This is a genomic window from Variovorax sp. (genome assembly GCF_965279555.1).
Lineage (GTDB): Bacteria > Pseudomonadota > Gammaproteobacteria > Burkholderiales > Burkholderiaceae_C > Variovorax.
In genome coordinates, this window is sequence record NZ_OZ257247.1 from 664,300 (window position 1) to 679,347 (window position 15,048).

Consider the following 15,048-nt stretch of genomic DNA (forward strand, 5'->3'; position numbering starts at 1 on the left):
CACGCGTCCTGGCTGCTTGCCCAGCTTGCGACCAAGGGCTTCTTCCCGATCGCGGGACCTACTTGACCTGCTGCTTGCCCAGCTTGCGCGCCAGCGTGCGCCGGTGCATGCCGAGCCTGCGCGCGGTCTCTGAAATATTGAAGCCGGTCTCGGCCAGCGTCTCGTGGATGCGCTCCCATTCGAGCGTCTTGATCGAGGTGGAGCGGTTGGTCAGCTCGACCTCGGTGGTGCCGGCGGCGCGTCCGAAGGCGGCCTCGATGTCGTCGGTGTTCGACGGCTTGGCCAGGTAGTGGCAGGCGCCGAGCTTGATGGCTTCCACCGCAGTGGCAATGCTCGCAAAGCCCGTCAGCACCACGATCAGCATCTTGGCGTTGTGACGGTGCAGCATCTGCACGCAGGCCAGACCCGAGGCTTCGCCGTTGAGCTTGAGGTCGACCACCGCATACCCGGGCGACAGCGTCTCCAGCAAGGCGCCTGTCTCCGCGAGGTTGCTCGCGTGCGTCACGGCATAGCCGCGGCGCTCGAACGAACGGCCGAGCGTGCGCGCGAAGGCATCGTCGTCCTCGACGATCAGCAACTGGCGCTCAGCCTCGGTTTCGGTCATGGCCTTGTGTTTCGGTGGTCCCGTGGTCGAGGGTTTCTTGGGCTTCCTGTCCGCCGTCGTCGTCCTCGTCTTCCTCTTCTTCCAGCACGATGGCCGCCAGCGGCAGCGTGATCTTCACGATCGCACCGCCTTCGGGCCGGTTGCCCGCGGCAACCCGGCCGCCGACAGTGCGCGCCACGTTCACGACCAGGAACAGGCCCAGCCCGCCGCCGGGGCGGCCCTTGCTCGACTGGTAGGGCTTGCCGAACTCCTTCAGGATGGCCGGCAGGAAGCCGGGGCCCGCGTCCGTGACCGTGATCGTCAGCGCGTCGGCGTCGTGTGCCGCCTCCAGGCGCAGCCAGTGCGGCGACGCCTCCAGCGCATTGTCCAGCACGTTGCAGATCATCTGCTTGAGGGCGGAGTCGGAAACCATGGGCAGGTCCCGGCCAAAGTGGTTGTCGTACTCGAAGTCCTCGACGGGGCGGGTGGTGCGCCACTCTTCGATCAGGTCGTCCAGGAAGGTGCTGACGGTGGTTTCCTCGGACGACTCGCCGCGCGCCTCGCCGGCCGACAGCAGGATGCCGCTCACGATGCTCTTGCAGCGCTGGATCTGCAGCTCCATCTCGGCCACCTCGGTCAGCAGCTCGGGGTCGGAGCTGAAGTGCGGCAGCCGGCGCCAGTCGCCCAGGATCACCGCCAGGGTGGCCAGCGGCGTGCCCAGTTCGTGTGCCGCGCCCGAGGCCAGCAGGCCCATGCGCACGATGTGTTCTTCTTCCGAGGCACGCTGGCGCAGGTCGGCCAGCCGCGCGTCGCGGGCGCGCAGGTTGCGGCTGATGCGGGTGATGAAGATGACGAGCAGCGCGGCGTTCAGCGCAAAGCACACCAGCATGCCCTGGATGTAGGGGCTCCAGAGGCCGCGGTTGTGGTCCAGCGGCAGCGCGAGCGGGCGCGAGAACAGCGCCAGCCCGGCAAAGCAGATGCTGGTGATGACCACGATGGTCCAGGTCGACCAGGGCTTCAGCAGCACAGCGCCCAGCGTCACCTGCAGCAGGAACAGGAACACGAAGGGGTTGGTGGCGCCGCCGCTCAGGTAGAGCTGGGCCGTGAGCGTGGCAACGTCGACCAGCAGCGCAAGGAACAGTTCGCCGTTGGTCACGCGCCGGTGGCTGCGCGCGCGCAGCAGGCTCACCATGTTGAAGAGCGCCAGGCAGGTCAGCACCTGCAGCATGTGGTCCAGCGGCAGCCGGATGGCGAAGCCGTAGTGCACCACGAGGATGGTGACGACCTGCCCGACCACGGCAAACCAGCGCAGCTGGATCAGCTGCTGCATGTTCTGGTGGCCGGTGGCGTTGTCGAGGCTGGCGACGCCGGCGCGGGGGGCATGAAGCTCCCCCGCGATCGCGACGGCCTCAGTCGCGGCGGGCATCTTGTGGGGCGTGGCGGGCGTCGGCATCGGCCGCATTTTCGCTGCGGCGTACGAACCAGGCTGCGATCAGCACCATCAGCGCAAGGCCATACCAGGTCAGTGCGTAGACGAGGTGGCTGTTGGGGAAGGCGATGACGGTCAGGCCCGCGGCGGGCCAGGCGTGGGTGTCGGCGGCCTGCGTGCCAGCCGTGGCGGGGGCGGCGGGCGCGGCCTCGGCGTCGATGAAGTAGGGCGCCACGTCGGCCAGGCCGCGCGCGGCGGCAATGGCCTGCACGTCGCGCGAGAACCAGCGGTCGGCCGCCGGGTCGTTCTTGCGCAGGAAGCCGCCCTTGGGCTCCGTGAGGCGCAGCAGGCCGGCGACGGTGGTCTCGCCCTGGGGCTCGGCCGCGGTGCGGGCCGAGCGTTCGCGTGCCTCAGGCGGCACGAAGCCCCGGTTGACCAGCACCACGGTGCCGTCGGCCGCGCGCAGCGGGGTCAGCACCCAGAAGCCGGCGCCGAGCCGGGTGCTGGCCTGCACCAGGGTTTCTTTGTCGTGGAGGAAAGTGCCGGCGATGCGGATGTGCCGGTATTCGTCGTTGGCCGCATTGACGGTGGGCCATTCGTTTCGCCCGGGGGCCGTGGTGGCCGGGGCATGCACGCGCTGGTCGACGCGGGCGATGAGATCGAGCTTCCAGGCCCTGCGCTCGACCTGCCAGGTGCCAAGCGCGAGGAAGCCGCAGAAGGCGATGACGGCAAGGACCGCCAGCGCCACCCGTGCGGCGGTGGAGCGCTGGCGGACTGCCGGCGCCATCAGGGCATGTTCTTCATGTCGTGCATCGAGTGCGGCATCATGTTCGTGTTCATGTGGTACATGACCCACAGCGAACCGGCCAGCGTGATGACCACGACGACGAGCGTGAAGATCAGCGCCAGCATGTTCCAGCCGCCTTCCGACTTGGCGTCCATGTGCAGGAAATAGACCATGTGCACCACGATCTGCACCACGGCGAAAGCCAGGATGACGAGGGCGGTGGTGTTCGGCTTGTCGAACACCTTGGCCATCACGATCCAGAACGGAATGGCGGTGAGGACCACGGCCAGCACGAAGCCGGTCATGTAGCCCTTGAAGGTGCTGTGGCTCACCGGACCATCGTCGTGGTGGTCATGGCTGTCGTGGCCATGTGCGCCATGGCCGGCGGTTTCGATATGCGCGCTCATTGCAGCGATCCCATCAGGTACACGAAGGTGAAGACGCCGATCCAGACCACGTCCAGAAAGTGCCAGAACATCGACAGGCACATCAGGCGGCGGCGGTTGGCGGCGGTGAAGCCGTGCTTGGGCAGTTGGAACATCAGCACGATGAGCCAGACGATGCCGAAGGTCACGTGCAGGCCGTGGGTGCCCACCAGCGCGAAGAACGACGACAGGAACGCGCTGCGTTGCGGGCCGGCGCCTTCGTGGATCAGGTGCGCGAATTCATACAGCTCGAGGCCGATGAAGCCCGCGCCCAGCAGGCCGGTGATGGCCAGCCACACCAGCACGCCGCCCATGCGGCGCTGCTGCATCTGCAGCATGGCAAAGCCGTACGTGATGGACGACAGCAGCAGCAGCGAGGTGTTGATCGCCACCAGCGGCAGGTCGAACAGGTCGGCGCCCGAGGGGCCGGCCGCATAGCTGCGGCCCAGCACGCCGTATACCGCGAACAGGCAGGCGAAGATGAGGCAGTCGCTCATCAGGTAGAGCCAGAACCCCAGCAGGGTTCCGTTCTCCGGATGGTGGTCTTCGTTGCGGACGTTGAAGACTTCGAATGCTGGCGCGTTCACGGCGGCGGAAGAAAGAGCGGTGTTATTAGACATTGGCAGCCAGCAGGCGCGTGCGCGCGTCTTCGGTGCGGACGACTTCTTCCGTGGGGATGTGGTAGTCGCGCTTGTAGTTGAAGGTATGGATGATCGTGGCGGCGAGCATGGCGACGAAGCCGATGCCGGCCACGAGCCACATCTGCCAGATCAGCGCGAAACCGCACGCCGCTGCCAGCGCCGCGATGATGAAGCCGGCAGCCGTGTTCTTGGGCATGTGGATCGGGCTGAAGCCTTCCAGCGGACGCTCGTAGCCTCGTGCCTTCATGTCGGACCAGGCATCGTTGTCGTGCACGCGCGGCGTGAACGCGAAGTTGTAGGCCGGCGGGGGCGACGAGGTCGACCATTCCAGCGTGCGGCCGTTCCACGGGTCGCCCGTGGTGTCGCGCAGCGATTCGCGGCGGATGAAGCTCACCACCAGCTGGATGATGAACGAGGCGATGCCCAGCGCGATCAGCACGGCGCCGAAGGCGGCGACCTGGAACCAGATCTGCAGCGACATGTCCTGGAAGTGGCTCATGCGGCGGGTCACGCCCATCAGGCCCAGGATGTACAGCGGCATGAAGGCGAACCAGAAGCCGACGATCCAGAACCAGAACGAGCACTTGCCCCAGAACGGGTCGAGCTTGTAGCCGAAGGCCTTCGGGAACCAGTAGGTGATACCGGCCAGCATGCCGAACAGCACGCCGCCGATGATCACGTTGTGGAAGTGGGCGATCAGGAACAGGCTGTTGTGCAGCACGAAGTCGGCCGGGGGAACGGCCAGCAGCACGCCGGTCATGCCGCCGATCACGAAGGTGATCATGAAGCCGATGGTCCACATCATGGGCAGCTCGAAACGGATGCGGCCGCGGTACATGGTGAAGAGCCAGTTGAAGATCTTCGCCCCCGTCGGGATCGAGATGATCATCGTCGTGATGCCGAAGAACGAGTTCACGCTGGCGCCGGAGCCCATGGTGAAGAAGTGGTGCAGCCAGACGAGGTACGACAGGATGGTGATCACGACCGTGGCGTAAACCATCGAGGCGTAGCCGAACAGGCGCTTGCCGGAGAAGGTGGAGACCACTTCCGAGAAGATGCCGAAGGCCGGCAGGATCAGGATGTAAACCTCGGGGTGGCCCCAGATCCAGATCAGGTTCACGTACATCATGGCGTTGCCGCCCATGTCGTTCGTGAAGAAGTTGGTGCCTGCGTAGCGGTCGAGCGACAGCAGGGCCAGCACGGCGGTCAGCACCGGGAAGGCGGCGACGATCAGCACGTTGGTGCACAGGGCGGTCCAGGTGAAGACGGGCATCTTCATCATGGTCATGCCGGGCGCGCGCATCTTCACGATGGTCGCCAGCAGGTTCACGCCGGACAGCAACGTGCCCACCCCCGCTATCTGCAACGACCATATGTAGTAGTCGACCCCCACGTCGGGGCTGTAGAGAATGCCCGACAGCGGCGGGTAGGCCAGCCAGCCGGTCTTGGCGAATTCACCGACGAACAGCGACGCCATCACGAGGCCGGCGCCGAAGGTGGTCATCCAGAAGCTGAAGTTGTTCAGGAACGGGAAGGCCACGTCGCGCGCGCCGATCTGCAGCGGCACCACGAAGTTCATGAGGCCCGTGACCAGCGGCATCGCCACGAAGAAGATCATGATCACGCCGTGGGCGGTGAAGACCTGGTCGTAGTGGTGCGGCGGCAGGAAGCCGGCGTTGTCGCCGAAGGCCATGGCCTGCTGGGCCCGCATCATCAGGGCGTCGGCGAAGCCGCGCAGCAGCATCACCAGGCCCAGGATGATGTACATGATGCCGATCTTCTTGTGGTCGATGCTGGTGATCCAGTCGCGCCACAGCATGCCCCACAGCTTGAAGTAGGTCAGAGCGCCGAGGACGGCGATGCCGCCCAGCACCACGCCCGCGAAGGTCGCGAGCAGGATGGGCTCGTGGTAGGGAATCGCCTCCCAGGTGAGGCGGCCGAAGACGAGCTTCGTCAGGTCTAGGTTCTGCAACATCTTATTCTTCGGTGGTGCACATCGCGGTGACGTACTTGCGCTTGGGCGTGTCGAGGGAATCGGTCAGCCAGGCTTGCTTGGTGGCAACGTTGAAGGCGCCGGGCTTGCCCATGCCGCCGTCGGCGTCGATGGCCATCATTTCCTTCATGCACATCTTGTTGCGGTCGACGCACAGGTTGAGGATGGCGTCGTACAGGGCGGGGTCCACGGCGGCGTAGTGGCGCACGGGCTCGCGCTCGCTGGGAGCCTCGAGCTTCTTGTAGAGCTCGCGTGTGAGTTCGCCGTCCTTGCCGGCCTTGACCTTCTGCACCCATTGGTCGAAGTCGCCGTCGCTCAGGCCGTGGAACTTGAAGCGCATGCCCGAGAAGCCGGCGCCGCTGTAGTTGGCGGAGAAGCCGTCGAACTCGCCCGGCTTGTTGATCACCGCGTGCAGCTTGGTCTCCATGCCCGGCATGGCATAGATCTGGCCGGCCAGCGCGGGGATGAAGAAGGAGTTCATGACCGAGGAGGCCGTGATCTTGAAGCTGATCGGGCGGTCCACCGGGGCGGCCAGCTCGTTCACCGTGGCGATGCCCTGCTCGGGGTAGATGAACAGCCACTTCCAGTCGAGCGCCACCACTTCGACCACCAGCGGCTTGGTATCCGCGGGGATCGGGCGCTGGGCGTCGAGGCGGCGCAGCGGCTGGTAGGGGTCGAGCACGTGAGTGCTGATCCAGGTGATCGCGCCCAGCGCGATGATGATGAGCAGCGGCGCCGCCCAGATCGCCAGCTCGAGCTGGGTGGAGTGGTCCCAGTCGGGGCTGTAGGTGGCCTCCTTGTTCGACTGGCGGTACCGCCAGGCGAAGAAGATGGTCAGGGCGATCACCGGGATGATGATGATCAGCATCAGCACGGTGGAGACGACGATGAGTCGTCCCTGCTGGTGGGCGATGTCGCCGGATGGGTTCATCAGCACCGTGTTGCAGCCCGCCAGGAGGACGGCGGGAAGCAGCAGGAGCGATCGGCGAAGGTTCTTGAGGATGTGCATGCCGGGGGAAAAGAGGTGCAGGGGCGACGCAAAAAGACCCCACAATCTACGCCCGAAGACGGGTTTCGCCTATTGGACGTTTTGTCCTATGGCGGTAAATGTGTTTCGGTGAGACGCTATAGGTTGTCCATGATCCCATGTGTCACTTCCCGAGGTGACACCCGAATTACAGAAGCAATGACGACGTCCAGCATCAGTCCGCAAGGCGCCCATCCGCTGCCGAACTCGCCCGAAGCCGGTGCCCGGCAGGGCGACGACCACTCGCACATCGCCCCCGGCGAGATCGCGGTTGGCGTGATCATCGGCCGCGCATCCGAATATTTCGACTTTTTCGTCTACGGCATCGCCTCGGTGCTGGTGTTTCCTGCGGTTTTCTTCCCGTTCGAGCAACATCTTGAAGGTGTTCTCTACTCTTTCCTGATTTTCTCGTTCGCCTTCATCGCGCGTCCGTTCGGAACTGTCATCTCGATGGCCATCCAGCGACGTTTCGGGCGGGAAGCCAAGCTGACCCTGGCGCTTTTCGTGCTCGGCACGTCGACCGCCGGCATCGCCTTCCTGCCGGGCTACGCCAGCCTGGGCTTCACGGCCATCGTGCTGCTCTCGGTTTTCCGCTTCGGCCAGGGGCTGGCGCTGGGCGGCTCGTGGGACGGCCTGCCGTCCCTGCTCGCGCTGAACGCGCCTGCCAACCGCCGTGGCTGGTACGCCATGCTGGGCCAGCTGGGCGCTCCCATCGGCTTCTTCATTGCCAGCGCGCTGTTCGCCTACCTGTATTCGAGCCTGCCGTCGGAAGACTTCCTCGACTGGGGCTGGCGCTACAGCTTCTACGTGGCCTTCGCCATCAACGTGGTGGCGCTGTTCGCCCGCCTGCGCCTGGTGGCCACCGACGAATACTCGCGCCTGCTCGAAGAGCGTGAACTGGAACCCACCAGCGTGACCGAGCTGGTCAGCTCGCAAGGCTCGAACGTCCTGATCGGCGCCTTCGCCGCGCTGGCCAGCTATGCGCTGTTCCACCTGATCACCGTGTTCCCGCTGTCGTGGATCACGCTGTATTCCGACCAGTCCGTCACCGAATTCCTGGTCGTGCAGATGATCGGCGCTGTGCTCGGCGCCGCCGGCATCGTGGCCTCGGGCCTGCTGGCCGACCGCATCGGCCGCCGCTTCACGCTGGGCGGGCTGGCTGCCGTGATCGCCGCGTTCAGCGGCTTCGCACCCACGCTGCTCGATGGCGGGCGCATCGGCCAGGACATCTTCATCCTGGTGGGCTTCGTCATCCTTGGCCTGTCGTACGGCCAGGCAGCCGGCGCCGTGACCTCGAACTTCGCGCCCAAGTACCGCTACGTTGGCGCCGCCCTGACGGCCGACGTGGCATGGCTGGTCGGCGCGGCGTTCGCGCCGCTGGTCGCGCTGGGCCTGTCTGCACACTTTGGCCTGGCCTATGTGAGCGTGTACCTGCTGTCGGGTGCTGTCGCCACGCTGGCCGCGCTGGGGCTGAACCGGGCGCTGGCACGCGACTGACCAGGTCGCCAAGCCGCAGCGCGCGCAGCGGTTGTTTCTTCCAAAGGGGCCGGTTCGGCCCCTTTTTCATTAGGATGCGTCGGATGTTCGCCGCCGCAATTTTTGACATGGACGGGCTGCTGATCGATTCGGAGCGCCCCATCATGGCCGCCTGGATCGAGGCCGCCCGCACGCTCGACATCGAGCTTTCGCACAGCCAGTACCTGCAGGTCGTGGGGCTCTCCACCGTGGAATCCGAACACATCCTCGCGTCGCTGCTGGGCGGTTCGGAGGCCTACCGCCATGCCATCGAGCATGTGCGCCGGTATCTGCAGCTCGAGCGCGCCGACGGCGCGCCGCTCTTTCCCATCAAGCCCGGCGCCGCCGAATTCCTGGGCGCCCTGCGCGAGCGTGGCATCCGATGTGCCGTGGCCTCGTCGTCCACGCGCAGGCAGATCGAGGCCTGCCTCGGCAGCCTCGGCCTGCTGCACCATTTCTCGGCATTTGCGGGCGGCGACGAGGTGACGCGCGCCAAGCCCGATCCGGCGCTCTACCTGCTCGCGGCCGAGCGGCTGGGTGGGGCCCCGGCCGACTGCATCGCCTTCGAGGACAGCGAGAACGGCGCCAAGTCGGCGCTTGCGGCGGGGCTGCGGGTGGTGGTGGTGCCCGACCTCAAGCATCCTCCCGAAGCCATCACCGGCCGGGCGTTCCATGTGCTCGAGTCGCTGCACGACGCGGTGCCGCACCTGCCGCGCTGGTTTCCGTCGCCGGCAGGGACGCGAGGAAAGCAACCCGCATGATCAGGATAGGCACGCTCTGCCATGTGGTCGACAGCTGTTTGGCGTCGCCCTTCACCGAGCGTGCGGTCGGACGGATCGTGGAAGTGGTTTCGCCGCCCTACGAGGCGCCGAGCGAGCGCTACCTGCCCGGCACGTACTACGACGTGCTGTTCGAGGGCTGGACCTTCTATTGCCGCAGCGACAAGCTCGTGCCCATTTCCGATCCCGACGCCGACATCGAGCGCTGGGAAGACGTTTTTCTGGACGAGCCTTCGCCGGCCGTTCAGAGTACTTCGTCGCGCAACTGCGGGAACACCTTCGACACCTTCGCAAGCAGGTAGTCGCCGTAGCGCCCGCTGAAGGCGTGCACGTTGGCGCGGTCCCAGCGCTCGGCGCTGTCGTCGCGCGCTTCGGCGCCCGCCAGGCCTTCGATGCGCTGCACGCGCGCCTCGAAGTTCGGGTCGAAGAACAGCGGAAACGACAGCCGGTCGTGCCCTGACGTGTTGCGCTTCACGCGGTGCGGGGTCGACTTGTAGAGGCCGCCGGTCATGCGGTCGAGCATGTCGCCGATGTTGCAGACGAACGAGCCCGCGACCGGCGGCGCGTCGATCCAGCCGCCGGGCGTGTGCACCGCCAGGCCGCCGATGTGGTCCTGGTGCAGGATCGTGAGCAGCCCGTAGTCGGTGTGCTCGCCCACGCCCCATTGCACGTCCAGGCCTTCGGGCACAGGCTGCGACGGGTAGTTGAACAGGCGAAACAGGATCAGCGGATCGCCCGTGTAGCGCTCGGCGAAGTAGCCGGCCGGCAGGCTCAGGCTCAGCGCGATGCCTTCCATGAGCCGGTGGCCGAGCTGTGTGACGGCCGCCATGTAGTCGAGGATGGTTTCGCGAAAGCCCGGCACGTCGGGGAACAGGTTGGGGCCGTGCACCGGCGTCTTCGCCTGCACCAGCGGGTGGGTGGCGGGGAGTTCGGTGCCGAGGTAGAGGCCTTCCTTCCAGTCGGGCCGGCCCGAGGTCAGCTCGCCCCCCAGCGGAAAGAAGCCGCGCCATGCGCGACCGCCAAGCGCCATGCGCCATTGCATCTTGGTTTCTTCGGGCAGGTCGAAGAACCGGTGGCTCAGCGCTTCGAGCCGCTGCACCAGCGCGGGGTCGACGCCGTGGCCGGTCACGTAGAAGAAGCCGTGCGCGCGGCAGGCGGCGCCGATCTGCGCGGCGACAGTATCGCGCCCGGCGGTGCCTGCCACGAGCGCCGAAACGTCGATGAGTGGGAGTGATGCGTCGGTCATGCGTCTCTCGAGAAAGGGGAGCGGATATCGGACAGGAACTGCTGCGCGCGCGGATGCTGCGGGCGGTTGAAGAAGTCGTCGGGCGTGGCGCGCTCCAGCACCTTGCCTTCGTCCATGAACAGCACGCGGTCGGCCACCTCGCGCGCGAAGCCCATCTCGTGCGTCACGCAGACCATGGTCATGCCGTCGCGCGTGAGGTCGCGCATCACCAGCAGCACCTCGCCGACCATCTCGGGGTCGAGCGCGCTGGTGGGCTCGTCGAACAGCATCAGCGGCGGCTGCATGGCCAGCGCGCGCGCAATGGCCACGCGCTGCTGCTGGCCGCCCGACAGTTCGCTGGGCCATGCGTTGGCCTTGTTCGACAGGCCCACGCGGTGCAGCAGTGCCATCGCGCGCTCGTCGGCTTCCTTGCGCGTGAGGCCGCGCAGCTGCATGGGCGCCATCGTGCAGTTCTGCAGCACCGTGAGATGCGGGAACAGGTTGAACTGCTGAAAGACAAAGCCGATGCGCGAGCGGAAGGCGTTCACGTCCAGGCCCGGCGCATGGATGTCCTGCCCGTCGACCACGATGCGTCCCGACTGAATAGGCTCCAGCCGGTTGAAGGTGCGTATCAGCGTCGACTTGCCCGAGCCCGATGGCCCGCACACCACGACGACTTCGCCCTTGTGGATGGTCTCGGTGATGTCGACCAGCGCGTGGTAGCTGCCGTACCACTTGTTGATTTTTTCGAGTTCGATCATGCGGACACCTTGGCGGTGGCGGTAGAGATGCCGCGGCGCGCGAGCCGGCGCTCGAGCCAGTAGGCGAAGCGCGACAGGCCGAAGCAGAGAATGAAATACGTCCCGCCCAATATCAGGTAGATCTGCGCCGGCTTGGTGAACACCTGCGTGTTGATCTGCGTAGCGATGAACGACACCTCGGCCAGCCCGATGATGTAGCCCAGCGAGGTTTCCTTGATGGTCGAGACGAACTGGTTCACCAGCGAAGGCAGCATGCTGCGCAGCGCCTGCGGCAGCACCACCAGCCGCATCGCGCGGCCGTAGCCCAGGCCCAGCGCGCGGGCGGTTTCCATCTGCCCGCGCGGCAGGCCCTGGATGCCGGCGCGCACGATCTCGGCGAGGTAGGCGGCATCGAACACCACCAGCGCGATCAGCATGGTGGTGAACTGGTCGGTCTTCACACCGGTGACGCTGGGCAGGAAGAAATAGGCCCAGAAGATCACCATCAGGAGCGGAAGCCCGCGCACCACGAACACGAAGCCCGTGACCGGCCAGCGCAGCCAGCGCCACGGGCTCACGCGCGCCAGCCCGAGCAAAATGCCCAGCGGCAGCGCGAGCACCAGCCCGCAGGAGGCCAGCAGCAGCGTGAGCACCAGTCCGCCGAGCGGGCCATTCGGGTACTGCCCGATAAGGAAGTAGACCCAGTAGTCGTTGATGATCTGCAGCATCGCGTCGGGCCTTTAGATCGTCCGCACCGGGAAGCGGTGGTGGTACCAGGTGGCCAGTCCCGTGATGGCCAGCGACACCGTGAGGTATGCAGCGCTGGCGAACGCAAAAGACTCGAAGCTGCGGAAGGTCGCGCTCTCGACCTGCCCGGCCTGGTACATCAGCTCGGCCACGCCGATCACGGTGGCGATGGACGTGTTCTTCCACAGGCTCAGCGTCTGCGAGATGAGCGGCGGAACGGTCACGCGCAGCGCCTGTGGCAGCACCACGCGGCGCATGGTGGCCAGATAGCTGAAGCCCATCGCGCGCCCGGCCTCGAACTGCACCACGGGAATCGCGCGGATGCCGCTGCGGATGTCCTCGGCCATGAAGGCCGCCGTGTACAGCGCCAGCGCGATCACCGCGCTGAAGGCCTCGATGTGCCCCGCGTAGAGCCATTGCTTGATGCCCTCGGGCAGCAACTCGGGCGCGCCGAAGTACCAGAACAGCATGTGCGCGAGCAGCGGGATGTTGCGGATCGACTCCACGTATGCAAAGCCGAGCCATCGCAGCGGCGCGAACGGCGACAGCCGCAGCAGCGCCACCACCAGCGCGATGGGCAGTGCCAGCACCAGCGCGGCCGCGAGCAGCTGCAGCGACAGCAGCAGGCCCGCGACCAGCATGTCGTGGTACTTGCCGGTGAGCAGCAAGGAATAGTCGAACAGGGGCATGGGGGGCGACAGTATCACCGTCGCGCTCGGTCTTGGCTTCCTCCCCCGCTGGGGGAGGGATGGGGTGGGGGCGCGACGGCGTCTGGAAAGATGCGGCGCTCATGCGAAGGCCGCTCGCCCCCATCCCGGCCTTCCCCCAGCGGGGGAAGGAGAAACGCGGGCTCAGTCGATCTTGTCGGAGTCGAGCTTGAAGTCGCGCGTCTGGAAGCCCGACGCCGTGTTCGGGCCGTACCACTTGATGAAGATCTTCTCTGCCTCGCCCGACTTCTCGAGCTCGCGCAGCGTATCGTCCACCACGGCCTTCAGGCCGGCCTCGCCCTTCTTGATGCCGATGGCCAGCGCCTCGGTGCTCAGGTTCTGCTTGAGCACCACGTACTGCGCCTTCTGCGGGCCCAGCTTGGCGTAGCTGCGCAGCAGCGCGGCCTCGTCGTCCACGTAGCCCACGCCCTTGCCTTGCTGCAGCGCCTGGAAGGCCTGCTGGCTGGTGTCGAAGGTCACGACCTCGACGTTGGGCACGGCCTTGCGGATGTTCGGCTCCTGCGTGCCGCCGCGAATGGTCAGCACCTTCTTGCCGGCAAGCTGCGGCACTTCGGTGATGCCGCTGTCCTTCTTCACGATGGCCTTCTGGCCGGTGACGAAGGTGGTGAGCGAGAAATCGATCTGCGCCTCGCGCTCCTTGTTGTGCGTGAGGCCTGCGGCCACCAGGTCGACGTGCCCCTGCTGCAGCTCCGGAATGCGCGCGGCCACCGCGATCTGCTTGAGCACCGGCTTCACGCCGATCTTCTTTGCGATGGCGTTCACCAGGTCGACTTCGTAGCCGACGATCTGGCGAGTCTTCGGATCGATGAAGGTCGCGGGCTCGTCGGTTCCGAGCACGCCGACGACCAGTTCGCCCTTCTTCTTGATGTCGGCCAACTGGTCGGCATGTGCGACGGTGCCGAGCAGCAGGGCGGAGGCGGCAACTGCCGCGGCAATCAGGTTCAAGCGCATGTTCTTCTCCTTTGGGGGAAAGCAGGGCGAGACCATATCAATAAAACTTCGGATTATTAAATGGTCAATTCATATATCGACATGTGCGCGTGGCTATGAGTGGCACGCCGGTGTCTCCGTGCCTGCCATGCCCGTGGGGCTGCTGAAGGCCCGACTTTCGTGCTGGGTTAAATTCACGTCGCCGACCGGCCGGTCGTGAACGAAAGTGTGCTCCCCTCCAGGCATGCCCCGGCCGCTCTTTCCAGATATCCCATCCAGCGAGTTCTCCATGATCATCAAACCGCGTGTGCGCGGCTTCATCTGCGTGACGACCCATCCGGCGGGTTGCGAAGCCAACGTCCGGCAACAGATCGACTACGTCAAGGCCCGGCCGCCCATCGCGGGTGGGCCGAAGAAGGTGCTGGTCATCGGCGCGTCCACCGGCTATGGCCTGGCCGCGCGCATCACCGCCACCTTCGGCTGCGGCGCGGACACGCTCGGCGTGTTCTTCGAGCGCGCGGGCAGCGAGAACCGCCCCGGCTCGCCCGGCTGGTACAACACCGCCGCCTTCCATCGCGCCGCCGAGGCCGAGGGGCGCTATGCGAAGAGCATCAACGGCGACGGCTTCTCCGACGAGGTGAAGCGGCTGACCATCGACGCCATCCGGGCCGATCTGGGCCAGGTCGACCTCGTGGTCTACAGCCTGGCCGCGCCGCGCCGCACGCATCCGAAGACCGGCCAGGTCTTCAACTCTGTGCTCAAGCCCATCGGCAAGTCGGTGAGCCTGCGCGGGCTCGACACCGACAGCGGCACCGTGAAGGAGTCGGTGCTCGAGCCCGCGACGCAGGAAGAGATCGACAACACCGTGGCCGTGATGGGCGGCGAAGACTGGCAGATGTGGATCGACGCGCTGCAGCAGGCCGGCGTGCTGGCCGATGGCGCCAAGACCACCGCCTTCACCTACCTGGGCGAGCAGATCACGCACGACATCTACTGGAACGGCTCCATCGGCGCGGCCAAGAAAGACCTCGACCAGAAGGTGCTGGGCATTCGCGAGACGCTGGCCGCGAAGGGCGGCGACGCGCGCGTGTCGGTGCTCAAGGCGGTCGTCACGCAGGCCAGTTCGGCGATCCCGATGATGCCGCTGTACCTGTCGCTGCTGTTCAAGGTGATGAAGGCGCAGGGCACGCACGAAGGCTGCATCGAGCAGGTGCATGGCCTCTATGCCGACAGCCTCTACGGCAGCGCGCCGCACATCGACGAAGAAGGCCGCCTGCGCGCCGACTACAAGGAACTGGCGCCGCAGGTGCAGGCCCGCGTGCTCGAACTCTGGCCGCAGGTGACCAACGAGAACCTGAACACCATCAGCGACTTCGCGGGCTACAAGACCGAGTTCCTGCGGCTCTTCGGCTTTGCGGTGGAAGGCGTGGACTACGAGGCCGACGTGAACCCCGACGTGGGCATTCCGAATCTCGTGCAGGCCTGAGCACCTGCGGCAC

Annotated in this window: 16 protein-coding genes; 4 read left to right on the forward strand and 12 right to left on the reverse strand. The window is 66.1% G+C overall.

Annotated elements, in window-relative coordinates; all coding sequences use genetic code 11:
* Positions 1–58 precede the first annotated feature (58 nt).
* The 7 genes from ACQY8B_RS03280 to cyoA are packed head-to-tail and all read right to left on the reverse strand — an operon-like array spanning position 59 to position 6,867.
* Positions 59–604, reverse strand: coding sequence for a response regulator transcription factor (locus ACQY8B_RS03280; RefSeq protein WP_422085380.1), 546 nt, complete (start codon positions 602–604; stop codon positions 59–61).
* The gene (locus ACQY8B_RS03285) at positions 585–2,009 is read right to left on the reverse strand and encodes an ATP-binding protein (protein ID WP_422085381.1); all 1,425 of its coding nucleotides are present in this window, start codon (positions 2,007–2,009) and stop codon (positions 585–587) included. Before ACQY8B_RS03285 ends, ACQY8B_RS03280 begins: the two co-directional genes overlap by 20 nt.
* Positions 1,993–2,799 (reverse strand): SURF1 family protein, encoded by an 807-nt coding sequence (locus ACQY8B_RS03290; RefSeq protein ID WP_422085382.1) that lies wholly within the window; start codon positions 2,797–2,799, stop codon positions 1,993–1,995. Before ACQY8B_RS03290 ends, ACQY8B_RS03285 begins: the two co-directional genes overlap by 17 nt.
* On the reverse strand, positions 2,799–3,206 hold the full coding sequence (gene cyoD, locus ACQY8B_RS03295) for a cytochrome o ubiquinol oxidase subunit IV (protein WP_422085383.1): 408 nt from the start codon (positions 3,204–3,206) through the stop codon (positions 2,799–2,801). Before cyoD ends, ACQY8B_RS03290 begins: the two co-directional genes overlap by 1 nt.
* Complete coding sequence (cyoC, locus tag ACQY8B_RS03300; RefSeq protein WP_422085384.1) at positions 3,203–3,844, reverse strand: cytochrome o ubiquinol oxidase subunit III; 642 nt, start codon at positions 3,842–3,844, stop codon at positions 3,203–3,205. Before cyoC ends, cyoD begins: the two co-directional genes overlap by 4 nt.
* A complete protein-coding gene (gene cyoB / locus ACQY8B_RS03305; RefSeq protein ID WP_422085385.1) occupies positions 3,837–5,840 on the reverse strand; it encodes a cytochrome o ubiquinol oxidase subunit I in 2,004 nt (667 codons plus the stop codon). Before cyoB ends, cyoC begins: the two co-directional genes overlap by 8 nt.
* Before the next feature lies 1 nt (position 5,841).
* Entirely contained in the window at positions 5,842–6,867 is a 1,026-nt protein-coding gene (gene cyoA, locus ACQY8B_RS03310; RefSeq protein ID WP_422085386.1) for a ubiquinol oxidase subunit II, read from the reverse strand.
* Positions 6,868–7,044: 177 nt separating this feature from the next.
* Between cyoA and ACQY8B_RS03315 the strand changes: the two genes are divergently transcribed.
* The 3 genes from ACQY8B_RS03315 (at position 7,045) to ACQY8B_RS03325 (ending at position 9,481) form a co-directional block, all read left to right on the forward strand.
* Positions 7,045–8,382, forward strand: a complete 1,338-nt coding sequence (locus ACQY8B_RS03315) for an MFS transporter (RefSeq protein WP_422085387.1) — start codon at positions 7,045–7,047, stop codon at positions 8,380–8,382.
* A gap of 83 nt (positions 8,383–8,465) precedes the next feature.
* Positions 8,466–9,161: an HAD family hydrolase gene (locus ACQY8B_RS03320; protein ID WP_422085388.1), complete on the forward strand. Its 696-nt coding sequence runs from the start codon at positions 8,466–8,468 to the stop codon at positions 9,159–9,161.
* Positions 9,158–9,481 (forward strand): hypothetical protein, encoded by a 324-nt coding sequence (locus ACQY8B_RS03325; RefSeq protein ID WP_422085389.1) that lies wholly within the window; start codon positions 9,158–9,160, stop codon positions 9,479–9,481. Before ACQY8B_RS03320 ends, ACQY8B_RS03325 begins: the two co-directional genes overlap by 4 nt.
* Here the strand turns inward: ACQY8B_RS03325 and ACQY8B_RS03330 are convergent.
* The 5 genes from ACQY8B_RS03330 to ACQY8B_RS03350 form a co-directional block, all read right to left on the reverse strand.
* A complete protein-coding gene (locus ACQY8B_RS03330; protein WP_422085390.1) occupies positions 9,424–10,425 on the reverse strand; it encodes an isopenicillin N synthase family dioxygenase in 1,002 nt (333 codons plus the stop codon). The two genes, ACQY8B_RS03325 and ACQY8B_RS03330, sit on opposite strands and share 58 nt — an antisense overlap.
* Positions 10,422–11,165, reverse strand: a complete 744-nt coding sequence (locus tag ACQY8B_RS03335; RefSeq protein ID WP_422085391.1) for an amino acid ABC transporter ATP-binding protein — start codon at positions 11,163–11,165, stop codon at positions 10,422–10,424. Before ACQY8B_RS03335 ends, ACQY8B_RS03330 begins: the two co-directional genes overlap by 4 nt.
* Positions 11,162–11,872 (reverse strand): amino acid ABC transporter permease, encoded by a 711-nt coding sequence (locus tag ACQY8B_RS03340; protein WP_422085392.1) that lies wholly within the window; start codon positions 11,870–11,872, stop codon positions 11,162–11,164. The genes ACQY8B_RS03335 and ACQY8B_RS03340 overlap by 4 nt, the downstream gene beginning before the upstream one ends.
* 12 nt (positions 11,873–11,884) lie before the next feature.
* Positions 11,885–12,580: an amino acid ABC transporter permease gene (locus ACQY8B_RS03345; RefSeq protein WP_422085393.1), complete on the reverse strand. Its 696-nt coding sequence runs from the start codon at positions 12,578–12,580 to the stop codon at positions 11,885–11,887.
* Between the two features lie 162 nt (positions 12,581–12,742).
* On the reverse strand, positions 12,743–13,570 hold the full coding sequence (locus ACQY8B_RS03350) for an ABC transporter substrate-binding protein (RefSeq protein WP_422085394.1): 828 nt from the start codon (positions 13,568–13,570) through the stop codon (positions 12,743–12,745).
* Between the two features lie 268 nt (positions 13,571–13,838).
* Between ACQY8B_RS03350 and fabV the strand changes: the two genes are divergently transcribed.
* Positions 13,839–15,035: an enoyl-ACP reductase FabV gene (gene fabV / locus ACQY8B_RS03355; RefSeq protein ID WP_422085395.1), complete on the forward strand. Its 1,197-nt coding sequence runs from the start codon at positions 13,839–13,841 to the stop codon at positions 15,033–15,035.
* The last annotated feature ends 13 nt before the right edge of the window (positions 15,036–15,048 follow it).

Coding starts and splice junctions, on each gene's coding strand:
- ACQY8B_RS03280 (WP_422085380.1), bottom strand. CDS start 604: ATGACCGAAACCGAGGCTGAGCGCCAGTTGCTGATCGTCGAGGACGAC.
- ACQY8B_RS03285 (WP_422085381.1), bottom strand. CDS start 2,009: ATGCCCGCCGCGACTGAGGCCGTCGCGATCGCGGGGGAGCTTCATGCC.
- ACQY8B_RS03290 (WP_422085382.1), bottom strand. CDS start 2,799: ATGGCGCCGGCAGTCCGCCAGCGCTCCACCGCCGCACGGGTGGCGCTG.
- cyoD (WP_422085383.1), bottom strand. CDS start 3,206: ATGAGCGCGCATATCGAAACCGCCGGCCATGGCGCACATGGCCACGAC.
- cyoC (WP_422085384.1), bottom strand. CDS start 3,844: ATGTCTAATAACACCGCTCTTTCTTCCGCCGCCGTGAACGCGCCAGCA.
- cyoB (WP_422085385.1), bottom strand. CDS start 5,840: ATGTTGCAGAACCTAGACCTGACGAAGCTCGTCTTCGGCCGCCTCACC.
- cyoA (WP_422085386.1), bottom strand. CDS start 6,867: ATGCACATCCTCAAGAACCTTCGCCGATCGCTCCTGCTGCTTCCCGCC.
- ACQY8B_RS03315 (WP_422085387.1), top strand. CDS start 7,045: ATGACGACGTCCAGCATCAGTCCGCAAGGCGCCCATCCGCTGCCGAAC.
- ACQY8B_RS03320 (WP_422085388.1), top strand. CDS start 8,466: ATGTTCGCCGCCGCAATTTTTGACATGGACGGGCTGCTGATCGATTCG.
- ACQY8B_RS03325 (WP_422085389.1), top strand. CDS start 9,158: ATGATCAGGATAGGCACGCTCTGCCATGTGGTCGACAGCTGTTTGGCG.
- ACQY8B_RS03330 (WP_422085390.1), bottom strand. CDS start 10,425: ATGACCGACGCATCACTCCCACTCATCGACGTTTCGGCGCTCGTGGCA.
- ACQY8B_RS03335 (WP_422085391.1), bottom strand. CDS start 11,165: ATGATCGAACTCGAAAAAATCAACAAGTGGTACGGCAGCTACCACGCG.
- ACQY8B_RS03340 (WP_422085392.1), bottom strand. CDS start 11,872: ATGCTGCAGATCATCAACGACTACTGGGTCTACTTCCTTATCGGGCAG.
- ACQY8B_RS03345 (WP_422085393.1), bottom strand. CDS start 12,580: ATGCCCCTGTTCGACTATTCCTTGCTGCTCACCGGCAAGTACCACGAC.
- ACQY8B_RS03350 (WP_422085394.1), bottom strand. CDS start 13,570: ATGCGCTTGAACCTGATTGCCGCGGCAGTTGCCGCCTCCGCCCTGCTG.
- fabV (WP_422085395.1), top strand. CDS start 13,839: ATGATCATCAAACCGCGTGTGCGCGGCTTCATCTGCGTGACGACCCAT.